We start from the raw sequence: 16,169 nt of genomic DNA on the forward strand, positions 1-16,169 counted from the left end.
AAAATAAGCACTTTAAATATACTAACTTTTGCTTTTTTGTACAACTTTTTTAGTGAAATTATATCGAACTCACGTTATTTAATTTCTTTACTTGCTGTTTTTGGTGTTTTTTCTAATTCAAATTCAGAACAAGAAAAAACAAAAATTGATTCTGTTATTAATCAATGGCATAAGGCTGCAGCCGAAGCAAATTTTGATAATTATTTTGGTTTAATGACAGATGACGCTATTTTCATAGGAACCGATGCATCCGAAAATTGGAGTAGAAAAGAGTTTGAAGCCTATTCAAAACCACATTTTGATAAAGGAAAAGCGTGGACTTTTCACACATTAGAAAGAAATATTTATGTTGATAAAAACAATAAAATTGCCTGGTTTGATGAACTTTTAGACACCTCTTTCAAAATCTGTAGAGGTTCAGGTGTTTTAGAAAAAGTGAACGGAAAATGGAAAATTAAACATTACGTTCTCTCAATGACCATTCCAAATGAAACTTCTGATGAAGTTGTTGCTGTTAAAGATTCTATCGAAACCAACTACATTCAAAAATTAAAATCAAAAAAATAACACTTTCATAAAACCATACCGAAACTTTTCTCGTAACTAAGAAGAACAAACTCAAAATTCTTGGTTATGAAAATAAATAGAACAGTTAAATTAGTTGTAGGAAGTATATTCTCAATAGTACTTCTGCTAGTTGTTGTTTTGGTAGTTCACATCGCAACCGCAAAACCTGTTGAAGTTGATAATGCAACGATGCAAATTAGTCGAATTGACTTCAAAGAACCTCTTGATTCTTTAAAATCTAAAGAAATTCATCGCAATTTAAAATCAATTTCAGGCGTAAAAAACGTCAAAATTAATAATGAAAAAGCAGTTGCTGTGTTTTTTCACGATAACCGAATTGTCAATTCTGAACAAGTTTATAATGAATTGATGAACAAAGGAAATTACAATGCACAACGTTTTGTGGTTTCCGATGAAATAGCTGCCAAAAAAGTTTGTCCGGCCATGAATACGGATAGCTTTAGCTACAAATTTTCCAGAGGAATTCAACGAATTTTTAATTAATCTAAATAGAATTGTTATGAAACATTTACCAAAATTATCCCTTTTTGCTCTTCTCCTTGTTTCAGGATTCACTTTTGTTTCCTGTAATGACGACGACGATGCAACGCCACCAGCTGCTGAGTTAACCCTTTATCAAAAATTAGGTGGAACTTCCATGGTTTCTGACCCAAACAATCCCGGTCAAATGATTGAACAAGGAAGATTGTCTTATCGCTCAGTGGTTGACAGCACGATTACACTAATTGTTGCCGATATTGTAGCTGATTCACAAGGTAACTTAGGAGCTCATTTTGCACCAGTTGTTGGTGAAGTTTTAGGCGGAAACACTACAAATGTTGCTGTGTTAAGTAAAAACCTAACGGATTTCTTTTCAGCAAATACAGGTGGTGGTGCTACAAACACTTATTCCGGATTAGGAATGGTAGCCGCTCATGACCCAGCTCAAAACCCAAGAATGGGTGTAAAAGCAAATAATGGTGACTATGATAAATTTATTGGCTACGTAGGAGCTGCAGCCGGTTTAAACGGAGTAACTGACCCAGCATTAATTGGCGAGGTTGTTGACGTTTTAGAATCGCTTAGAGCACCTATTGTACAGGAATAATTATCTCCTACTTTAACTGTGCTGAATCACCATTCTTTATTTTTAAGATGGTGATTCTTTATTTTTTAAGATTTTCCAACATCTCAACAGTCATCAAATCCATATCAAAATTGTGTTTCCAACCCCAATCAGTTCGAGCGGAAGAATCATCAATTGAACCCGGCCAACTGTCTGCAATTTTCTGACGGAAATCAGGTTTATATGAAATTGTAAAATCAGCAATATGCTTTTTAATTTCTTCTGCAATCTCTTTTGGAGTAAAACTTACCCCAGACAAATTGTAAGACGAACGAATTTTTATTTTTTCTGCAGGAGCTTGCATAATTTCGATCGTGGCACGTATTGCATCATCCATGTACATCATTGGCAATCGGGTTTCTTCCGATAAAAAGCATTCAAATTTTCCGTCGCTTAATGCTTTATGATAAATATCAACTGCATAATCGGTTGTTCCACCACCAGGAGGAGTTGACCAACTAATTAAGCCCGGATAACGAACGCTTCGAACATCTACGCCAAAAATGTTGTGGTAATATTCACACCATCTTTCACCGGATTGTTTCGAAATTCCGTAAACCGTTGTTGGTTCCATAATCGTAAACTGAGGTGTGTTTTCTCGTGGAGTTGTTGGTCCAAAAACGGCAATACTCGATGGCCAAAATATTTTTTTAATTTTTCCGGCTTTCGCTAAATTCAATACGTGAAAAAGTGAATTCATGTTCAAATCCCATGCAAATGCCGGATTTTTTTCGGCAGTAGCCGATAACAAAGCAGCCATTAAATAGACTTCTTCTACATGATACTTTTCAATTATATGCTCAATTTGATTAAAATCCAATGCATTTAAAACCTCAAAAATTCCATCATTCACCACATCATTATTTAATTTTCTGATGTCGGAAGCAATCACATTTTCTGTTCCGTAAAGTTTTCGTAATTGTTGCGTTAATTCGGTTCCAATTTGACCGCACGCTCCTATGATTAGAATTTTTGTGTTCATTTAGTTGTGTATTGATGATGCAAATATAACGTTTTCGGAAAGTAAAAAACTGTTAAGAATAGGCTTTTATTTTAGAAAGCTTTAACGAGATTAACCAAGATTCGATTTACCTTTGTATTTTTGAAAATCTAAATTATATTTGATGAAAATCCGTTTCCTTTTAATCTGCATTACTACCATATTACTTTTTTCCTGTGAAGAGGATAATGAAAAACGATTGATTCAACAACAAAAAGAACTAGCCAAAAAGGAAGAAATTTTTAAAAAAATTGAGAAAGCTTGGGGTTTTAGAGCAATGAATTTAGAAGCTTCCTCTCAAAATTTAGTTAAAGATTGGGCAGAATGGCGTTTGTTTCTAACCGAATTGCAACAAAAACCAACAAGTTCAATTGGAGCTTTTCAAAAAAAATCGAAGAATCTAACGCAAAAAGCAGATGCTCTTTTGAATACAATTCCGCAATCATTATCTAATCCGGAATTCAAAAGTAGGTTTACCGTTTTGCTAAACCATTTTAGATCGTTAGAATTATACATTCATTTGGATGCCATTCCGGAAAAAAAAGTGATTGATTTAATTTCAGATATCAATTTGCAATTAGCCTCTATCGAACTGCAAATGAATGAATTAATTAGAAAAAGACAAATCCCAACAGAACAAGGTGAAGCCGAAATGATCAGGATGTTAGACACTTCCAGAGCTGTTCGTGAAACACCCAAAAATTTAGATTAATTGAACGTTTCAAATATTACTTCGGCTTACAACTCTTCGGCTAAAATCATTCAATTAGCTGAAAAAATTGCCGTTCCCGAAAATAAAATTCGAATTAAAGGATTAATTGGTTCGTCGTTGTCGTTTGTCATTCAATCTTTATTTCAAAAAACAGAATTGCCTTTTTTGTTACTTTTTAATGATAAAGAAGAAGCCGCTTATTATTTGAATGATTTGGAAAACCTCATCAACGATCAAGATGTGCTTTTTTATCCGAGTTCATATCGACGACCGTATCAAATTGAAGAAACCGATAACGCTAATATTTTGCTTCGGGCAGAAGTGTTAAACCGTATCAATTCCCGCAAAAAACCTTCGATTATTGTTACGTATCCGGAAGCTCTTTTTGAAAAAGTGGTTACCCGAAAAGAATTAGATAAAAACACGTTGAAAGTGGCTGTTGCCGATCAAATTTCAATTGATTTTATCAACGAAGTTTTATTTGAATATAATTTTAAACGTGTTGATTTTGTATCAGAACCGGGCGAATTTTCAGTTCGTGGCGGAATTATTGATGTCTTTTCATTTTCAAATGACAATCCGTATAGAATCGAATTCTTTGGTAATGAAGTGGATAGCATCAGAACGTTTGATGTGGAAACGCAACTTTCACTTGAAAAACAGAAGAAAATTTCCATCATTCCCAATGTAGAAAATAAATTTTTGCAGGAAAATAGAGAAAGTTTCCTCAATTATATCAACCCAAAAACCGTTCTTTTTGTTCAGGAAACGGAAATGGTTTTAAGTCAATTTGATAAATTATTTGACAAAGCAACGGAAGCATTCGGGAAACTTTCAGGCGATATCAAACACGCTTCGCCGGATGAACTTTTTATCAATCAATCATCATTTGTAAAAAAAGCACTTGATTTTTCGATAGTAGAAATTGGATTGAAGTCGATTTTTAAATCCGAAAAAACAATTGAATTTCATACCAAACCGCAACCTTCTTTCAATAAACAATTTGATTTATTGTTGAATGATTTGAATGAAAATCACTTTAACGGAATAAAAAATTATCTGTTTTGTTCCAATGAAAATCAAGCCAATCGCTTTCACGATATTTTTGAAAGTATAGATGAAGAAAATCACGAGAACATCCGAAAACAATACAAAACTATTGTTTTTCCGCTTTTTCAAGGATTTATTGATGAGGAAAATCAATTAGCTTGCTACACCGATCATCAAATTTTTGAACGTTATCATAAATTCAACATCAAAAACGGTTATTCTAAAAAGCAAACCATTACGCTAAAGGAATTAACCCAACTTTCTGTGGGCGATTATGTGACGCACATTGATCACGGAATCGGGAAATTTGGTGGTTTACAAAAAATTCAGGTGGAAGGTAAAATGCAGGAAGCCATCAAATTGGTGTATGCGGATAATGACATTGTGTATGTGAGCATTCACTCGCTACACAAAATTTCAAAATACAACGGAAAAGACGGAACGCCACCAAAAATTTACAAATTAGGTTCGAATGCGTGGAAAGTTTTAAAACAAAAAACCAAAGCTCGCGTCAAACATATTGCGTTCAACTTGATTCAATTGTATGCCAAAAGACGTTTGGAAAAAGGTTTTGCTTGTGCACCGGACAGTTATTTGCAAAAAGAATTAGAAAGTTCGTTTATTTACGAAGATACACCCGACCAAATTACAGCTACGCAAGATGTAAAAAACGACATGGAACGCGATCGCCCGATGGATCGTTTAGTATGTGGCGATGTTGGTTTTGGAAAAACAGAAGTCGCCATTCGAGCTGCATTTAAAGCCGTTGACAACGGAAAACAGGTCGCCATTTTGGTTCCAACTACGATTTTGGCTTATCAACATTATCGAACATTTACCGAACGTTTGAAAGATATGCCGGTGACGGTGAATTATTTAAACCGATTTAGAACCGCAAAACAAAAAACCGAAACACTGAAAGGTTTGGCAGAAGGCAAAGTAGATATCATCATCGGAACGCATCAACTGGTGAGTAAAGATGTGAAGTTTAAAGAATTAGGATTATTAATTATTGATGAAGAACAGAAATTTGGAGTGAATGTAAAAGATAAACTCAAAACGATTTCTGCTACGGTTGATACATTGACGTTGACAGCAACTCCGATTCCGAGAACGTTGCAATTTTCGTTAATGGCAGCGAGAGATTTATCGGTAATTACAACGCCTCCACCGAACCGTTACCCAATTGAAAGTCACGTGGTTGGTTTTAGTGAAGAATTAATTCGGGATGCGATTTCGTATGAAATTCAACGAAACGGTCAAGTATTTTTTATCAATAATCGTATCGAAAATATAAAAGAAGTGGCCGGAATGATTCAGCGATTGGTTCCCGATGCTCGTGTTGGCATTGGTCACGGACAGTTAGACGGCAAAAAATTAGAAGAATTGATGCTAGGTTTTATGAACGGAGAATTTGATGTTTTAGTGGCCACAACCATTATCGAAAGTGGTTTGGATGTGCCGAATGCCAATACGATTTTTATCAATAATGCCAATAATTTTGGTTTATCCGATTTGCATCAAATGCGTGGTCGTGTGGGTCGAAGCAATAAAAAAGCGTTTTGTTATTTTATCACACCGCCACAATCTGTAATGACGGAAGATGCAAGAAAACGAATCAATGCGTTAACACAATTTAGCGAATTGGGAAGCGGTTTCAACATTGCGATGAAAGATTTAGAAATTCGTGGTGCCGGTGATTTGTTAGGTGGCGAACAAAGCGGTTTTATCAATGAAATCGGCTTTGACACCTATCAAAAAATCATGAACGAAGCCATTGAAGAATTAAAAGAAAATGAATTCAAAGAATTGTATCACGAAGAAAATGATATTGAAACCAAAGAATTTGTGAAAGACCTTCAAATTGATACCGATTTCGAATTATTGTTTCCGGATGACTATATCAATAGTGTCAACGAGCGATTAAATTTATACAACGAACTGGGAAATATAAAAGATGAAGAAGGTTTATTAGCCTACGAACAAAAACTAATTGACCGTTTTGGCCCATTACCATCAGAAGCACAAGCCTTGCTAAACAGCATCCGAATTAAATGGATTGCCACTCGATTAGGCATCGAAAAACTCATTATGAAACAAGGCAAAATGATTGGTTATTTTGTGGGCGATCAACAAAGTGATTATTATCAATCTTCGCGATTCAGAAAGGTATTGCAGTTTGTTCAATTGCACGGAAACCTTTGCAAAATGAAAGAAAAAGAAACCAAAAGCGGCTTGCGTTTGTTGTTGACTTTTGAGAATGTAAAATCGATTAGGAAGGCGTTGGAATTGATGGAGTTGATGGGAAGATAATTTTCACAATAACTACTTTTAAACTTTTATGACTTATATGGTAAATTAATTTTTTAACATATAAGTCATATAAGTTTTATAAGCTTTTCAAGTCTTTAATCACTTTAAAAGCCACATCTACCTCTTCTTCGCTCACTAAAATGGTAAATTCGTTTGAAGTAGAAATAACTTCATTGATGATAATTCCTTCCCAAGCCAAACGTTGAAAAATGAAGTAATAAATTCCGGGAATACTAACGTTTTCTTTAGGAAGTTTTACGGTTATTGACGCTAAGTTTTCTTGCTTTTGAATTAATTTTTCGCTTGAAAAATGCTTATCAACCAAATGTCCAACACTTTCACTTACTACAATATTTGTCTCGTTTACACCTCTTGAAGAAGTATAAAAAATTCCGGTTTCTTTATTTATTTCTGAAATCAAAGCAGCTTGTTTATCTAAAATAGTTTCGGAAACAGCAAACGTATAATCGATTAACGAAGAACGAACTGTGATTTCGCCAATGTTTTTTAAGACTTTTAAGATTTTGTGATTCACTCTGAAATCCAATTCTTCAGAAAGTCTTTTTAAAGCCATAACAACAGCTCCTTGCTTAACATCTTTACCCAATTCCTGCTCCAATTCGGGCATCATGTTTCGGGATAACGAAGTTAAATTGATGATACCTTGAGACAAAGCACTCAACAAAAATGGTTTGGTCTTGATGTAATGTTCTACAACTGAAGAAATTGTTTTCATTTAAAAATGTTTTAAAAACACGGCAAATATATAAATAAAAAACAATTTGTTACAAATATAACATTAAAAATAATAAAAAGCATCTTCAAGGTGTTCGACAACTGTTTCTTGGTTATTGATAATAATTCCGATGATATCAAAACGAACTTCTAAATCGAGATCGTTTACATTCATATATTGGTCAACCGCTTTCACTAAATTTTGAATTTTTTTTCCTTTCACAAAATCTTGTGGTAAACCAAAATCGCCTGAAGTTCTTGTTTTTACTTCTACAATCGCAAGAATTGTTTCCTTTTGAGCAATAATATCGATTTCTGCTTTTTGAAAAAACCAATTGGTTTCGAGAATTTCATAACCCTTTTTTTGAAGATAATCAACAGCTATTTCTTCTCCTTTTTTACCGAGTTCGTTGTGTTGTGCCATGATGATGCTTTATTTTCTGTGTCATTTCGACGATAGGAGAAATCGCATAAAGTAGATAAAATAACAGCGGCCTAAGTTTATGTGATTTCTCCTGTTGGTCGAAATGACACAATTGGAAGTGTATTTAGCATTAAATATATTTAATTGAAAGTTTTATTCAAACTTCAAAATCGTTCCTTTCTCACTAACTTCCAACGTTACTTGCCTTCCAAAAACCAACGCACGATTGTCCGGTATATGTCCGGCAGGAAAATTATAAACAACCGGAATGTTGTATTTTTTAGTCACATCTTGAATAATTTCCAATGCGTTTTTTCCCCACGGAATATCGTTGTCGTTCATTTTTGTCATACTTCCGATAACGATTCCTTTTAAACTTTCAAGGCAACCGTTGCGTTTTAGGTTCATCATCATTCGGTCGATATGATACAAATATTCATCTAAATCTTCCAGAAAAAGAATTTTATCTGAGCAATCAATCGCTGAATTTGACCCAAATAAACTGTATAAAATCGAAAGATTTCCTCCCACCAATTCGCCTTTGGCTTTGCCTACTTTATTCATTGAATCATGCGGAATTGTATAAGAAAGTTCTTCGCCAAATAAGGCTTTTCGTAAACTTTCTTTGGCTTCGGGTGTTGCTCTCGGAATATTAACAGGCATCATTCCGTGAATGGATTGAAAACCCAACATATTCAAATGACTATGCAAAACCGTTACATCGCTAAACCCAATGACCCATTTTGGATTTTGTTTAAACTTAGAAAAATCGAGTAAATCGACCATTCGAACCGTTCCATAACCGCCACGAACACACCAAATTGCTTTTATAGCTGGATTGTCCATTTGTGTTTGAAAATCGAAAGCACGGTCTTCATCTGTTCCGGCTAGTTGATCATTGTCTAACCCAATGGACGAACCAATTACAATTTTTAAACCCCAATTTTCAAGGAATTCTTTGGCTAATTTTAAATCGTCATTCAAGTGTTTTCTGGCTGTGGCTACGATGGCAACCGTGTCGCCTTTTTGTAAATACGGTGGTGTTATCATTTTTTTATCGAATTGTGCATTTGTGTTGAAAAAGAGTGAAAGGAATAAAATGGTTATGGCTTTTTTCATGGTTCACTGGTTTTCTTTTAACAAATAAACAAATTATACTTTGTTTTAACAAGTTGAATTGTTTTGAAATGATTTGTTGCACGAATTTTTAGCCCGGATAGTAGTGGAAAGCCTTTTGCAGGATTGTTGCATTTTTTCTTGGCGAAAAAAAGCGACCTTGGGAGCTCTTTTTTTGCCTTAGAAAAAAACAACAAGACAAAAAAGCTTGGAACGGATAGCCGGAATAGCTTCTTGAAAAAAATAAATTACAATCTCTGAAGTCATTGCCTGTTGTCTCTGCGATAAAAAACTTATTTTTGCATCAGAAAACTTTAACGATTGCCTTTTTGCGGCTTTGCGACTTGGCGAGAAACAAAATTTTATGATAGAAAATCCAAAAAGATATACGATTACGGCGGCGTTGCCTTATACGAACGGACCGATTCATATTGGTCATTTGGCGGGTGTTTATGTTCCGTCTGACATTTATGCTCGTTACTTGCGTTTGCAGGGGAAAGATGTAGCGTTTATTTGCGGTAGCGATGAACACGGCGTGGCGATTTCGATGAAAGCCAAAAAAGAAGGCATTACGCCGCAGGAGGTGATTGATAAATACGATGGAATTATCCGGAAATCTTTTGAAGATTTCGGAATTTCATTTGATAATTATTCACGTACTTCGTCTAAAATTCACCACGAAACGGCGTCTGCTTTTTTTAAAAAATTGTATGAGAACGGCGATTTTATTGAAGAAACGAATGAGCAATTGTATGATGCGAAAGCTGATCAGTTTTTGGCCGATCGTTTTGTAGTGGGAACTTGTCCGAAATGCGGAAACGAAGAAGCGTACGGCGATCAATGTGAAAAATGTGGTTCTACGTTGAATGCAACCGATTTGATTAATCCGAAATCGACAATTACGGGCGAAACTCCGATTTTAAAATCGACGAAACATTGGTTTTTGCCATTGGACAGATATGATGATTTTTTGAAAGAATGGATCTTAGTTGGACATAAAAACGATTGGAAAACCAACGTTTTAGGTCAGGTGAAATCGTGGTTAGATGATGGTTTGAAACCCAGAGCTGTAACTCGTGATTTGGATTGGGGAATTGATGTCCCTGTAGAAGGTGCCGAAGGCAAGAAATTGTATGTTTGGTTTGATGCTCCGATTGGATATATTTCTTCCACCAAAGAATGGGCCGACAGAGAAGGAAAAGATTGGGAGCCTTATTGGAAAGATGCTGACACAAAATTGGTTCATTTTATTGGAAAAGATAACATTGTTTTTCATTGTATCATTTTTCCTGCGATGTTGAAAGCCGAAGGAAGTTTTATTTTGCCTGATAATGTTCCGGCGAATGAATTTTTGAATTTGGAAGGAAATAAATTGTCAACTTCCAAAAATTGGGCGGTTTGGTTGCACGAATATTTAGTTGATTTTCCGGATAAACAAGATGTTTTGCGTTATGCTTTGACGGCGAATGCTCCTGAAACGAAAGACAATGATTTTACTTGGAAGGATTTTCAAGCGAGAAATAATAATGAATTGGCTGCGGTTTATGGTAATTTCATAAATCGTGTGGTGGTTTTGACGAATAAATATTATGATGGGATTGTACCTCAGCCAAATGAATTTTCGGAGGTTGATGAGCAGACTTTAGCAGAATTGAAAGCGTATCCGGCTGTGATTGCAAGTTCAATTGAAAGATACCGATTTAGAGAAGCTCAAGGCGAATTGATGAATGTGGCTCGATTAGGAAATAAATATTTAGCCGACGAAGAACCATGGAAAATGGTTAAAACCGATCCGGAACGAGTAAAAACGCAAATGTATGTGGCGTTGCAAATTGCGACGGCGTTGGGGGTTTTATCGGAACCTTTTTTGCCGTTTACTTCTGAGAAACTTTCACGCATTCTTGTCATTCCGACGAAGGAGGAATCTCATAAAGGATGGGAAACCGTTTCCAAATCATCCGAATTAGTAAAACCCGGTCATCAAATTGGTCAGGCAGAAATATTATTTGCCCAAATTGATGATGCCGAAATCCAAAAACAAATAGACAAATTAGAAGCTACTAAAACCGCAAATAAGATGGAAAACCGAACCGTTGAACCCCAAAAAGAAACTGCCACGTTTGAAGATTTTACAAAATTGGATTTGCGTGTCGGCACGATTTTGGAAGCCGAAAAAATGCCAAAAGCCAATAAATTGTTGGTGCTAAAAGTGGATACCGGAATGGATGTGCGAACGATTGTTTCTGGAATTGCAGAACATTTTTCGCCGGAAGAAGTCATTGGAAAACGAGTAACGGTTTTAGTGAATTTAGCCCCAAGAGCATTGCGAGGTGTTGAAAGCCAAGGGATGATTTTAATGACCAATAATGCGGAAGGGAAATTGGTTTTTGTAAATCCGGATGCGGATGGGGTGGATAATGGAGCGGGAATAAGTTAAATTTGTCTCTAGATAATATTAATTTTTTAACAGCAAAGACATGAAAAAGATTTTAGTTGCTTTTCTCGTATTATTGTCAATAGATATTTATGCACAGGAATTGTTATTTTCTCGAAGCAGAATTATTTTAGGTTTAAAAAAAGACATTCATAAAACGGTCAATCATTTAAATGAACTAGAAGAATTGAACTTCTTATTTGATGAAAATACAGTTTTAGAAGTTAAAAAATTAAATGTTTCTAGTTCCAAAACTTTAAATGGAAATCCATTAGTGGTTGTTTTCGAATCAGATGTTAACATCATATCATTAATAAAAACACTTAAAGAAACTAACCTATTTGATTATGTTGAACCTGATTACATTTCCCATGGATCTGGTATGAAACAAAATGAGAATTTAGATTTATCAGAAAGTTTTACTCCATTATCCACAACACCAAATGATCAATTCTTTTTTAGGCAATGGGGGTTAAATAACAACGGTACATTTTCATTAAGCCTTTCTGTTTTGGATGCTGATGTGGATATGGTTGAAGCTTGGGACATCACAACGGGAAGCTCATCCATTGTGATGGCTGTACTTGACTCCGGAATTAAAATGGATCATCCAGAATTTAGTGGTAGGTTTTGGTTTAACACGGAAGAGCAATCAAATGGATTAGACGATGATAGTAATGGATATATTGATGATTTTTCTGGTTGGGACTTTGTAAATAACGATAATGACCCCACAGATGATCATGGTCACGGAACCAATGTAACCGGAATTGCAGTTGCTAATGCTAATAATGGCATAGGATATGCCGGAATAGATTGGAATTGTAAATTATTACCATTAAAAGTGCTTAATCAAAATAATTCCGGTTTCAATTCTAACATAATTTCATCTATTTACTATGCGGTTAATCGAGGTGTAGATGTGATTAGTATATCCATTGGGGGTAGTGGTTTTTCTTTGGCTTATGAAAACGCTGTAAACTTTGCTTATGACCAAAATATACCTGTGATAGCTTGTATGATGAACTTTAACAACAGTATTAGTTATTATCCTGCTGCTTTTACAAATTCAATCGCTGTAGGATCTACAGATCCAAATGATTTTAGAAGTGTTCCTTTCTTTTGGAATACAGCTAGCGGAAGTAATTATGGCAATCATATTGATGTTGTAGCACCGGGAAATTTCATTTATGGATTATCTCACACTTCCAACACTAATTATGGTTCTTACTGGGGTGGTACTTCTCAGGCAACTCCATTGGTTTCCGGAGTTGTAAGTTTGATGTTATCTATGAATCCAAACTTAACTGTTACAGAAATTAGAACAATCCTGAGAAATACTGCTCAAGATCAAGTTGGTAATCCTACAGAAGATATTTCAGGATGGGATCAATACTATGGGGCGGGTAGAGTAAATGCTTTCAATGCTCTAACTTATTTGCAGAACTTATCTACAAATAATTTCAGTTTAAATAATGAAATTAATCTATTTCCAAACCCAACAAGTGATATTCTTCACTTATCATCAGGTGTTGATGAAATTCATTCTGTTTCAGTTTATGATGTTTCGGGTAGATTTGTTAAATCTTTTGAAAATATTAAATCACAAATTTATATATCTGATTTAGAAAGTGGTGTATATTTTTTGCACTTTAATATTGATGGTAAAAAAGCTATTAAAAAAGTTGTAAAAAAATGATTATAAAATTAATAGCCCTTGACGCCGACGACACTTTATGGCACAACGAACCTTACTTTGACGAGGCTCAAGAACGGTTTTGCGAATTGTTTCAGGACTTTGCTTCCAAACAAGAAATATTGGGTTTGATTTTAAGCCATCAGGTGAAGAATTTACCGTTATATGGTTTTGGAATAAAAGCCTTTACGTTGTCCATGATTGAAGCGGCTTTAGAATTAACAAATCGTTCTATTTCAGGTCAAAACATTGAAAAAGTCATTCATATTGGTAAAGATTTGTTGCAAAAACCGGTTGAATTGTTACCGGAAGTAGAAAGTGTTTTGCAACAATTGCATGGCAAATACAAACTAATTGTAGCCACTAAAGGTGATTTAAAAGACCAACATCGCAAGTTGCATGAGTCAGGAATTGGTCAATATTTTCATCACATAGAGGTGATGAGCGACAAAACCGAAATCGATTATCAAAAAATGTTAGGACGTTTGGATTGTAAAGCCGAAGATTTGTTAATGATTGGCAATTCTCTAAAATCAGATGTGTTACCTGTTTTAAATATTGGCGGTCACGCAGTTCATATTCCGTATCATACTACGTGGGAATACGAGAAAATTGATTTTGAAATCAATCATCCGAATTTTAAAGCCTTTTCATCGCTACAAGAAGTGCTTACACTTTTGTAATATGAAACTCCCGATTGCTTTTCATCCCATTTATAAACATCCGTTGCCGGAAGGTCATCGATTTCCGATGATCAAATATGAATTATTACCTCAACAATTACTTCACGAAGGAACGGCAGAAAAAGATGATTTTTTTGAACCGGATGTGGCTAATTTAGAAACCGTTTTAAATGTTCACAAACGTTCTTATGTGGGTGAATTGCTAGAATTAACTTTAGATCCAAGAGCGGCTCGAAAAATTGGGTTTCCATTATCGGCTGAGTTGGTTGAACGAGAACTTCGTATTGCAAACGGAACCATTATTGGAACACAAAAAGCCTTTGATACCGGAATTGCGTTCAACATTGCAGGCGGAACGCATCATGCTTATTCTGACAGAGGCGAAGCCTTTTGTTTGTTAAATGATCAAGCTATTGCGGCTCAATTTCTTTTGAATCAAAACCTGGCAAAAAAAATTTTAATAGTCGATTTGGATGTGCATCAAGGAAACGGAACGGCAGAAATTTTTAAAGAAAATCCTTCCGTTTTTACTTTTTCCATGCATGGAAAATCGAATTATCCTTTTAAAAAAGAAGTTTCTGATTTAGATATTTCTTTGCCTGATTGTACCAATGATGAAACGTACTTAAAAATTTTATCCGAAACTTTACCAGAATTAATACAAAAAGAAAAACCGGATTTTATCTTTTATCTTTCCGGTGTTGATATTTTAGCAACTGACAAACTAGGTAAATTATCTTGTACGATAGAAGGGTGCAAAAAAAGAGATGAAATGGTTTTTGAACAGTGTTTAAAACATCAAATTCCCGTTCAAGTGAGTATGGGTGGCGGTTATTCACCGGAAATCAAAACGATTGTTGAAGCTCATGCTAATACTTTTCGAGTGGCAAAAGATTTTTTTAATTAAAATACGTCCAGTTAATTCCGTCGCTAATGACGATTAAACTTCTATTATTTCCTTCGTACATATAAACATCTGTACTTCCTGTAGTTGATGTTTTTGGAAACAACAAACCTCCTGCAGAGGTTAAACGAGCTGTAACACTATTTTGTATGTTTCTTAAAATATAAACTCTTCCTGGAAAATTTACAGCATTAGGCAATCTAAATTCTTGATCGGTTAGCAATGGTTGTAAAGAAATATATACTCCGTCATCAATTAAAGTTGGTGTAGCACTTCCTACCAAAATAACAGTTTTTAATGACAAATTCCCATTAATATCTAAAGTACTTAAAGGCGTAGTTGTGTTAATTCCAACTTGTCCAAACGAACTAATTGAAAACAAACACATCAATACTAAAACGAAAATAATTTTTAACTGGCTCATATGGTTTATGTTAATTTACAATAAAGTTAAATAAATACTTCAATAATTTAACACCGTACCTATACAACACCTCATCGAAAACGTTTTCGTGTTGAAAACTTTGTAATTTATCTGTGTTCAAATTCCTATTTTCATAAAAAAAGCGACAATTTTTTTAGTTGTCGCTTTTTTCTAATCTTAATAAAATTTAACTGGCGTGTAATAACGAAATGATATCGTTTCCGTATCTTGAAATTTTATTTTCTCCAAAACCTTTAATCTTTTTCAGTTCATCAACCGAATCCGGTTTTAGTTTTGCAATTGTCATCAATTCAGAATTATGGCAAATCATATATTGTGGCAAACCTAATTTTGATGATTTCTCGCTTCGCCAATGTTTGAGTGAATTCAACGTGTTTTTCTCTTCTTGCGTTAATTCATCATAATTCAAAATGGCTACTTTTTCAGTTTCTGTAGTTTCTTTTGTTTTTTCGGTTTTTGGTGAATAAAAAACTAAAACCGACCAATAATCTATCATTCCGGTTATAAAATTGGTTGCCGTTTTTTCAACGTTTACATCGGTTAAAAACTGATTGATGGCGTCTTGATCGTTCTGTAAATGCTCCCCACTTACTCGAACTCTGAAATGTTTTACTTTCATAATTTCTAGTTTAATGGATTTATTTACCTAACAACATTATATCATTTATGACAACTTCCGTGATGTAGCGTTTGTTTCCATCCTTATCATCATAACTTCTGGAGGTTAGTTTACCTTCAATGGCAATTTCTTTTCCTTTAGTTACAAATTTTTCGATGATTTCGGCATTTTTATCCCAAGCAACCAAACGATGCCATTCAGTTTGTTCTACTTTTTCTCCTTTTTTGTTGGTGTAGGAATCATTAGTAGCGATAGTTAAGTTGGCTACTTTTCCACCTTCGAAGGTTTTTACTTCCGGGTCATTTCCAACGTGACCGATTAATTGTACTCTGTTTTTCATTGTGT

At 34.7% G+C, this 16,169-nt stretch carries 16 protein-coding genes; 9 read left to right on the plus strand and 7 right to left on the minus strand.

The genetic code is table 11. The annotated features are described in order from the left end of the window. The 3 genes from AC23MC_RS13450 to AC23MC_RS13460 all read left to right on the plus strand — a co-directional run. The coding region (locus AC23MC_RS13450; RefSeq protein ID WP_487568866.1) for a nuclear transport factor 2 family protein at nucleotides 1-567 on the plus strand (567 nt) is incomplete at its 5' end. 66 nt (nucleotides 568-633) lie between these two features. Further along, nucleotides 634-1,071 (plus strand): hypothetical protein, encoded by a 438-nt coding sequence (locus tag AC23MC_RS13455; RefSeq protein WP_487568867.1) that lies wholly within the window; start codon nucleotides 634-636, stop codon nucleotides 1,069-1,071. 16 nt (nucleotides 1,072-1,087) lie between these two features. Further along, the gene (locus tag AC23MC_RS13460) at nucleotides 1,088-1,675 is read left to right on the plus strand and encodes a globin family protein (RefSeq protein ID WP_487568868.1); all 588 of its coding nucleotides are present in this window, start codon (nucleotides 1,088-1,090) and stop codon (nucleotides 1,673-1,675) included. 58 nt (nucleotides 1,676-1,733) lie between these two features. On the opposite strand, the gene AC23MC_RS13465 is transcribed toward AC23MC_RS13460, so the two are convergent. Further along, entirely contained in the window at nucleotides 1,734-2,675 is a 942-nt protein-coding gene (locus AC23MC_RS13465) for an L-threonine 3-dehydrogenase (protein ID WP_487568869.1), read from the minus strand. A 142-nt stretch (nucleotides 2,676-2,817) separates the two neighbouring features. On the opposite strand from AC23MC_RS13465, the gene AC23MC_RS13470 reads away from it, so the two are divergent. Further along, entirely contained in the window at nucleotides 2,818-3,405 is a 588-nt protein-coding gene (locus AC23MC_RS13470) for a hypothetical protein (RefSeq protein ID WP_487568870.1), read from the plus strand. A 45-nt stretch (nucleotides 3,406-3,450) separates the two neighbouring features. Next, nucleotides 3,451-6,768, plus strand: coding sequence for a transcription-repair coupling factor (mfd, locus tag AC23MC_RS13475; RefSeq protein WP_487568908.1), 3,318 nt, complete (start codon nucleotides 3,451-3,453; stop codon nucleotides 6,766-6,768). A 76-nt stretch (nucleotides 6,769-6,844) separates the two neighbouring features. On the opposite strand, the gene AC23MC_RS13480 is transcribed toward mfd, so the two are convergent. The 3 genes from AC23MC_RS13480 to AC23MC_RS13490 all read right to left on the minus strand — a co-directional run bounded on the left by AC23MC_RS13480 (nucleotide 6,845) and on the right by AC23MC_RS13490 (nucleotide 8,977). Beyond that, the gene (locus AC23MC_RS13480; protein ID WP_487568871.1) at nucleotides 6,845-7,504 is read right to left on the minus strand and encodes an aspartate kinase; all 660 of its coding nucleotides are present in this window, start codon (nucleotides 7,502-7,504) and stop codon (nucleotides 6,845-6,847) included. A gap of 63 nt (nucleotides 7,505-7,567) precedes the next feature. Further along, on the minus strand, nucleotides 7,568-7,927 hold the full coding sequence (locus AC23MC_RS13485) for a YraN family protein (RefSeq protein WP_487568872.1): 360 nt from the start codon (nucleotides 7,925-7,927) through the stop codon (nucleotides 7,568-7,570). A 153-nt stretch (nucleotides 7,928-8,080) separates the two neighbouring features. Then, the gene (locus AC23MC_RS13490; protein WP_487568909.1) at nucleotides 8,081-8,977 is read right to left on the minus strand and encodes a S66 peptidase family protein; all 897 of its coding nucleotides are present in this window, start codon (nucleotides 8,975-8,977) and stop codon (nucleotides 8,081-8,083) included. A gap of 430 nt (nucleotides 8,978-9,407) precedes the next feature. Here AC23MC_RS13490 and metG point away from each other — a divergent pair, with 430 nt between their 5' ends. The 4 genes from metG to AC23MC_RS13510 are packed head-to-tail and all read left to right on the plus strand — an operon-like array spanning nucleotide 9,408 to nucleotide 14,763. Beyond that, nucleotides 9,408-11,480, plus strand: coding sequence for a methionine--tRNA ligase (gene metG, locus AC23MC_RS13495; RefSeq protein ID WP_487568873.1), 2,073 nt, complete (start codon nucleotides 9,408-9,410; stop codon nucleotides 11,478-11,480). 40 nt (nucleotides 11,481-11,520) lie between these two features. After that, the gene (locus AC23MC_RS13500) at nucleotides 11,521-13,176 is read left to right on the plus strand and encodes a S8 family serine peptidase (RefSeq protein ID WP_487568874.1); all 1,656 of its coding nucleotides are present in this window, start codon (nucleotides 11,521-11,523) and stop codon (nucleotides 13,174-13,176) included. Next, nucleotides 13,173-13,856 (plus strand): HAD family hydrolase, encoded by a 684-nt coding sequence (locus tag AC23MC_RS13505; RefSeq protein ID WP_487568875.1) that lies wholly within the window; start codon nucleotides 13,173-13,175, stop codon nucleotides 13,854-13,856. Before AC23MC_RS13500 ends, AC23MC_RS13505 begins: the two co-directional genes overlap by 4 nt. A gap of 1 nt (nucleotide 13,857) precedes the next feature. Continuing rightward, nucleotides 13,858-14,763, plus strand: a complete 906-nt coding sequence (locus AC23MC_RS13510; RefSeq protein ID WP_487568876.1) for a histone deacetylase family protein — start codon at nucleotides 13,858-13,860, stop codon at nucleotides 14,761-14,763. Here AC23MC_RS13510 and AC23MC_RS13515 read toward each other — a convergent pair. The 3 genes from AC23MC_RS13515 to AC23MC_RS13525 all read right to left on the minus strand — a co-directional run bounded on the left by AC23MC_RS13515 (nucleotide 14,756) and on the right by AC23MC_RS13525 (nucleotide 16,164). After that, nucleotides 14,756-15,184 (minus strand): hypothetical protein, encoded by a 429-nt coding sequence (locus AC23MC_RS13515; protein ID WP_487568877.1) that lies wholly within the window; start codon nucleotides 15,182-15,184, stop codon nucleotides 14,756-14,758. The two genes, AC23MC_RS13510 and AC23MC_RS13515, sit on opposite strands and share 8 nt — an antisense overlap. Before the next feature lie 187 nt (nucleotides 15,185-15,371). After that, a complete protein-coding gene (locus AC23MC_RS13520) occupies nucleotides 15,372-15,824 on the minus strand; it encodes an HRDC domain-containing protein (RefSeq protein WP_487568878.1) in 453 nt (150 codons plus the stop codon). Nucleotides 15,825-15,843: 19 nt separating this feature from the next. Beyond that, nucleotides 15,844-16,164 (minus strand): single-stranded DNA-binding protein, encoded by a 321-nt coding sequence (locus AC23MC_RS13525; protein ID WP_487568910.1) that lies wholly within the window; start codon nucleotides 16,162-16,164, stop codon nucleotides 15,844-15,846. Between the last annotated feature and the right edge of the window lie 5 nt (nucleotides 16,165-16,169).

This window comes from Flavobacterium sp. T50_26 (assembly GCF_057652995.1).

Coding starts and splice junctions, on each gene's coding strand:
- AC23MC_RS13455 (WP_487568867.1), top strand. CDS start 634: ATGAAAATAAATAGAACAGTTAAATTAGTTGTAGGAAGTATATTCTCA.
- AC23MC_RS13460 (WP_487568868.1), top strand. CDS start 1,088: ATGAAACATTTACCAAAATTATCCCTTTTTGCTCTTCTCCTTGTTTCA.
- AC23MC_RS13465 (WP_487568869.1), bottom strand. CDS start 2,675: ATGAACACAAAAATTCTAATCATAGGAGCGTGCGGTCAAATTGGAACC.
- AC23MC_RS13470 (WP_487568870.1), top strand. CDS start 2,818: ATGAAAATCCGTTTCCTTTTAATCTGCATTACTACCATATTACTTTTT.
- AC23MC_RS13480 (WP_487568871.1), bottom strand. CDS start 7,504: ATGAAAACAATTTCTTCAGTTGTAGAACATTACATCAAGACCAAACCA.
- AC23MC_RS13485 (WP_487568872.1), bottom strand. CDS start 7,927: ATGGCACAACACAACGAACTCGGTAAAAAAGGAGAAGAAATAGCTGTT.
- AC23MC_RS13490 (WP_487568909.1), bottom strand. CDS start 8,977: ATGATAACACCACCGTATTTACAAAAAGGCGACACGGTTGCCATCGTA.
- metG (WP_487568873.1), top strand. CDS start 9,408: ATGATAGAAAATCCAAAAAGATATACGATTACGGCGGCGTTGCCTTAT.
- AC23MC_RS13500 (WP_487568874.1), top strand. CDS start 11,521: ATGAAAAAGATTTTAGTTGCTTTTCTCGTATTATTGTCAATAGATATT.
- AC23MC_RS13505 (WP_487568875.1), top strand. CDS start 13,173: ATGATTATAAAATTAATAGCCCTTGACGCCGACGACACTTTATGGCAC.
- AC23MC_RS13510 (WP_487568876.1), top strand. CDS start 13,858: ATGAAACTCCCGATTGCTTTTCATCCCATTTATAAACATCCGTTGCCG.
- AC23MC_RS13515 (WP_487568877.1), bottom strand. CDS start 15,184: ATGAGCCAGTTAAAAATTATTTTCGTTTTAGTATTGATGTGTTTGTTT.
- AC23MC_RS13520 (WP_487568878.1), bottom strand. CDS start 15,824: ATGAAAGTAAAACATTTCAGAGTTCGAGTAAGTGGGGAGCATTTACAG.
- AC23MC_RS13525 (WP_487568910.1), bottom strand. CDS start 16,164: ATGAAAAACAGAGTACAATTAATCGGTCACGTTGGAAATGACCCGGAA.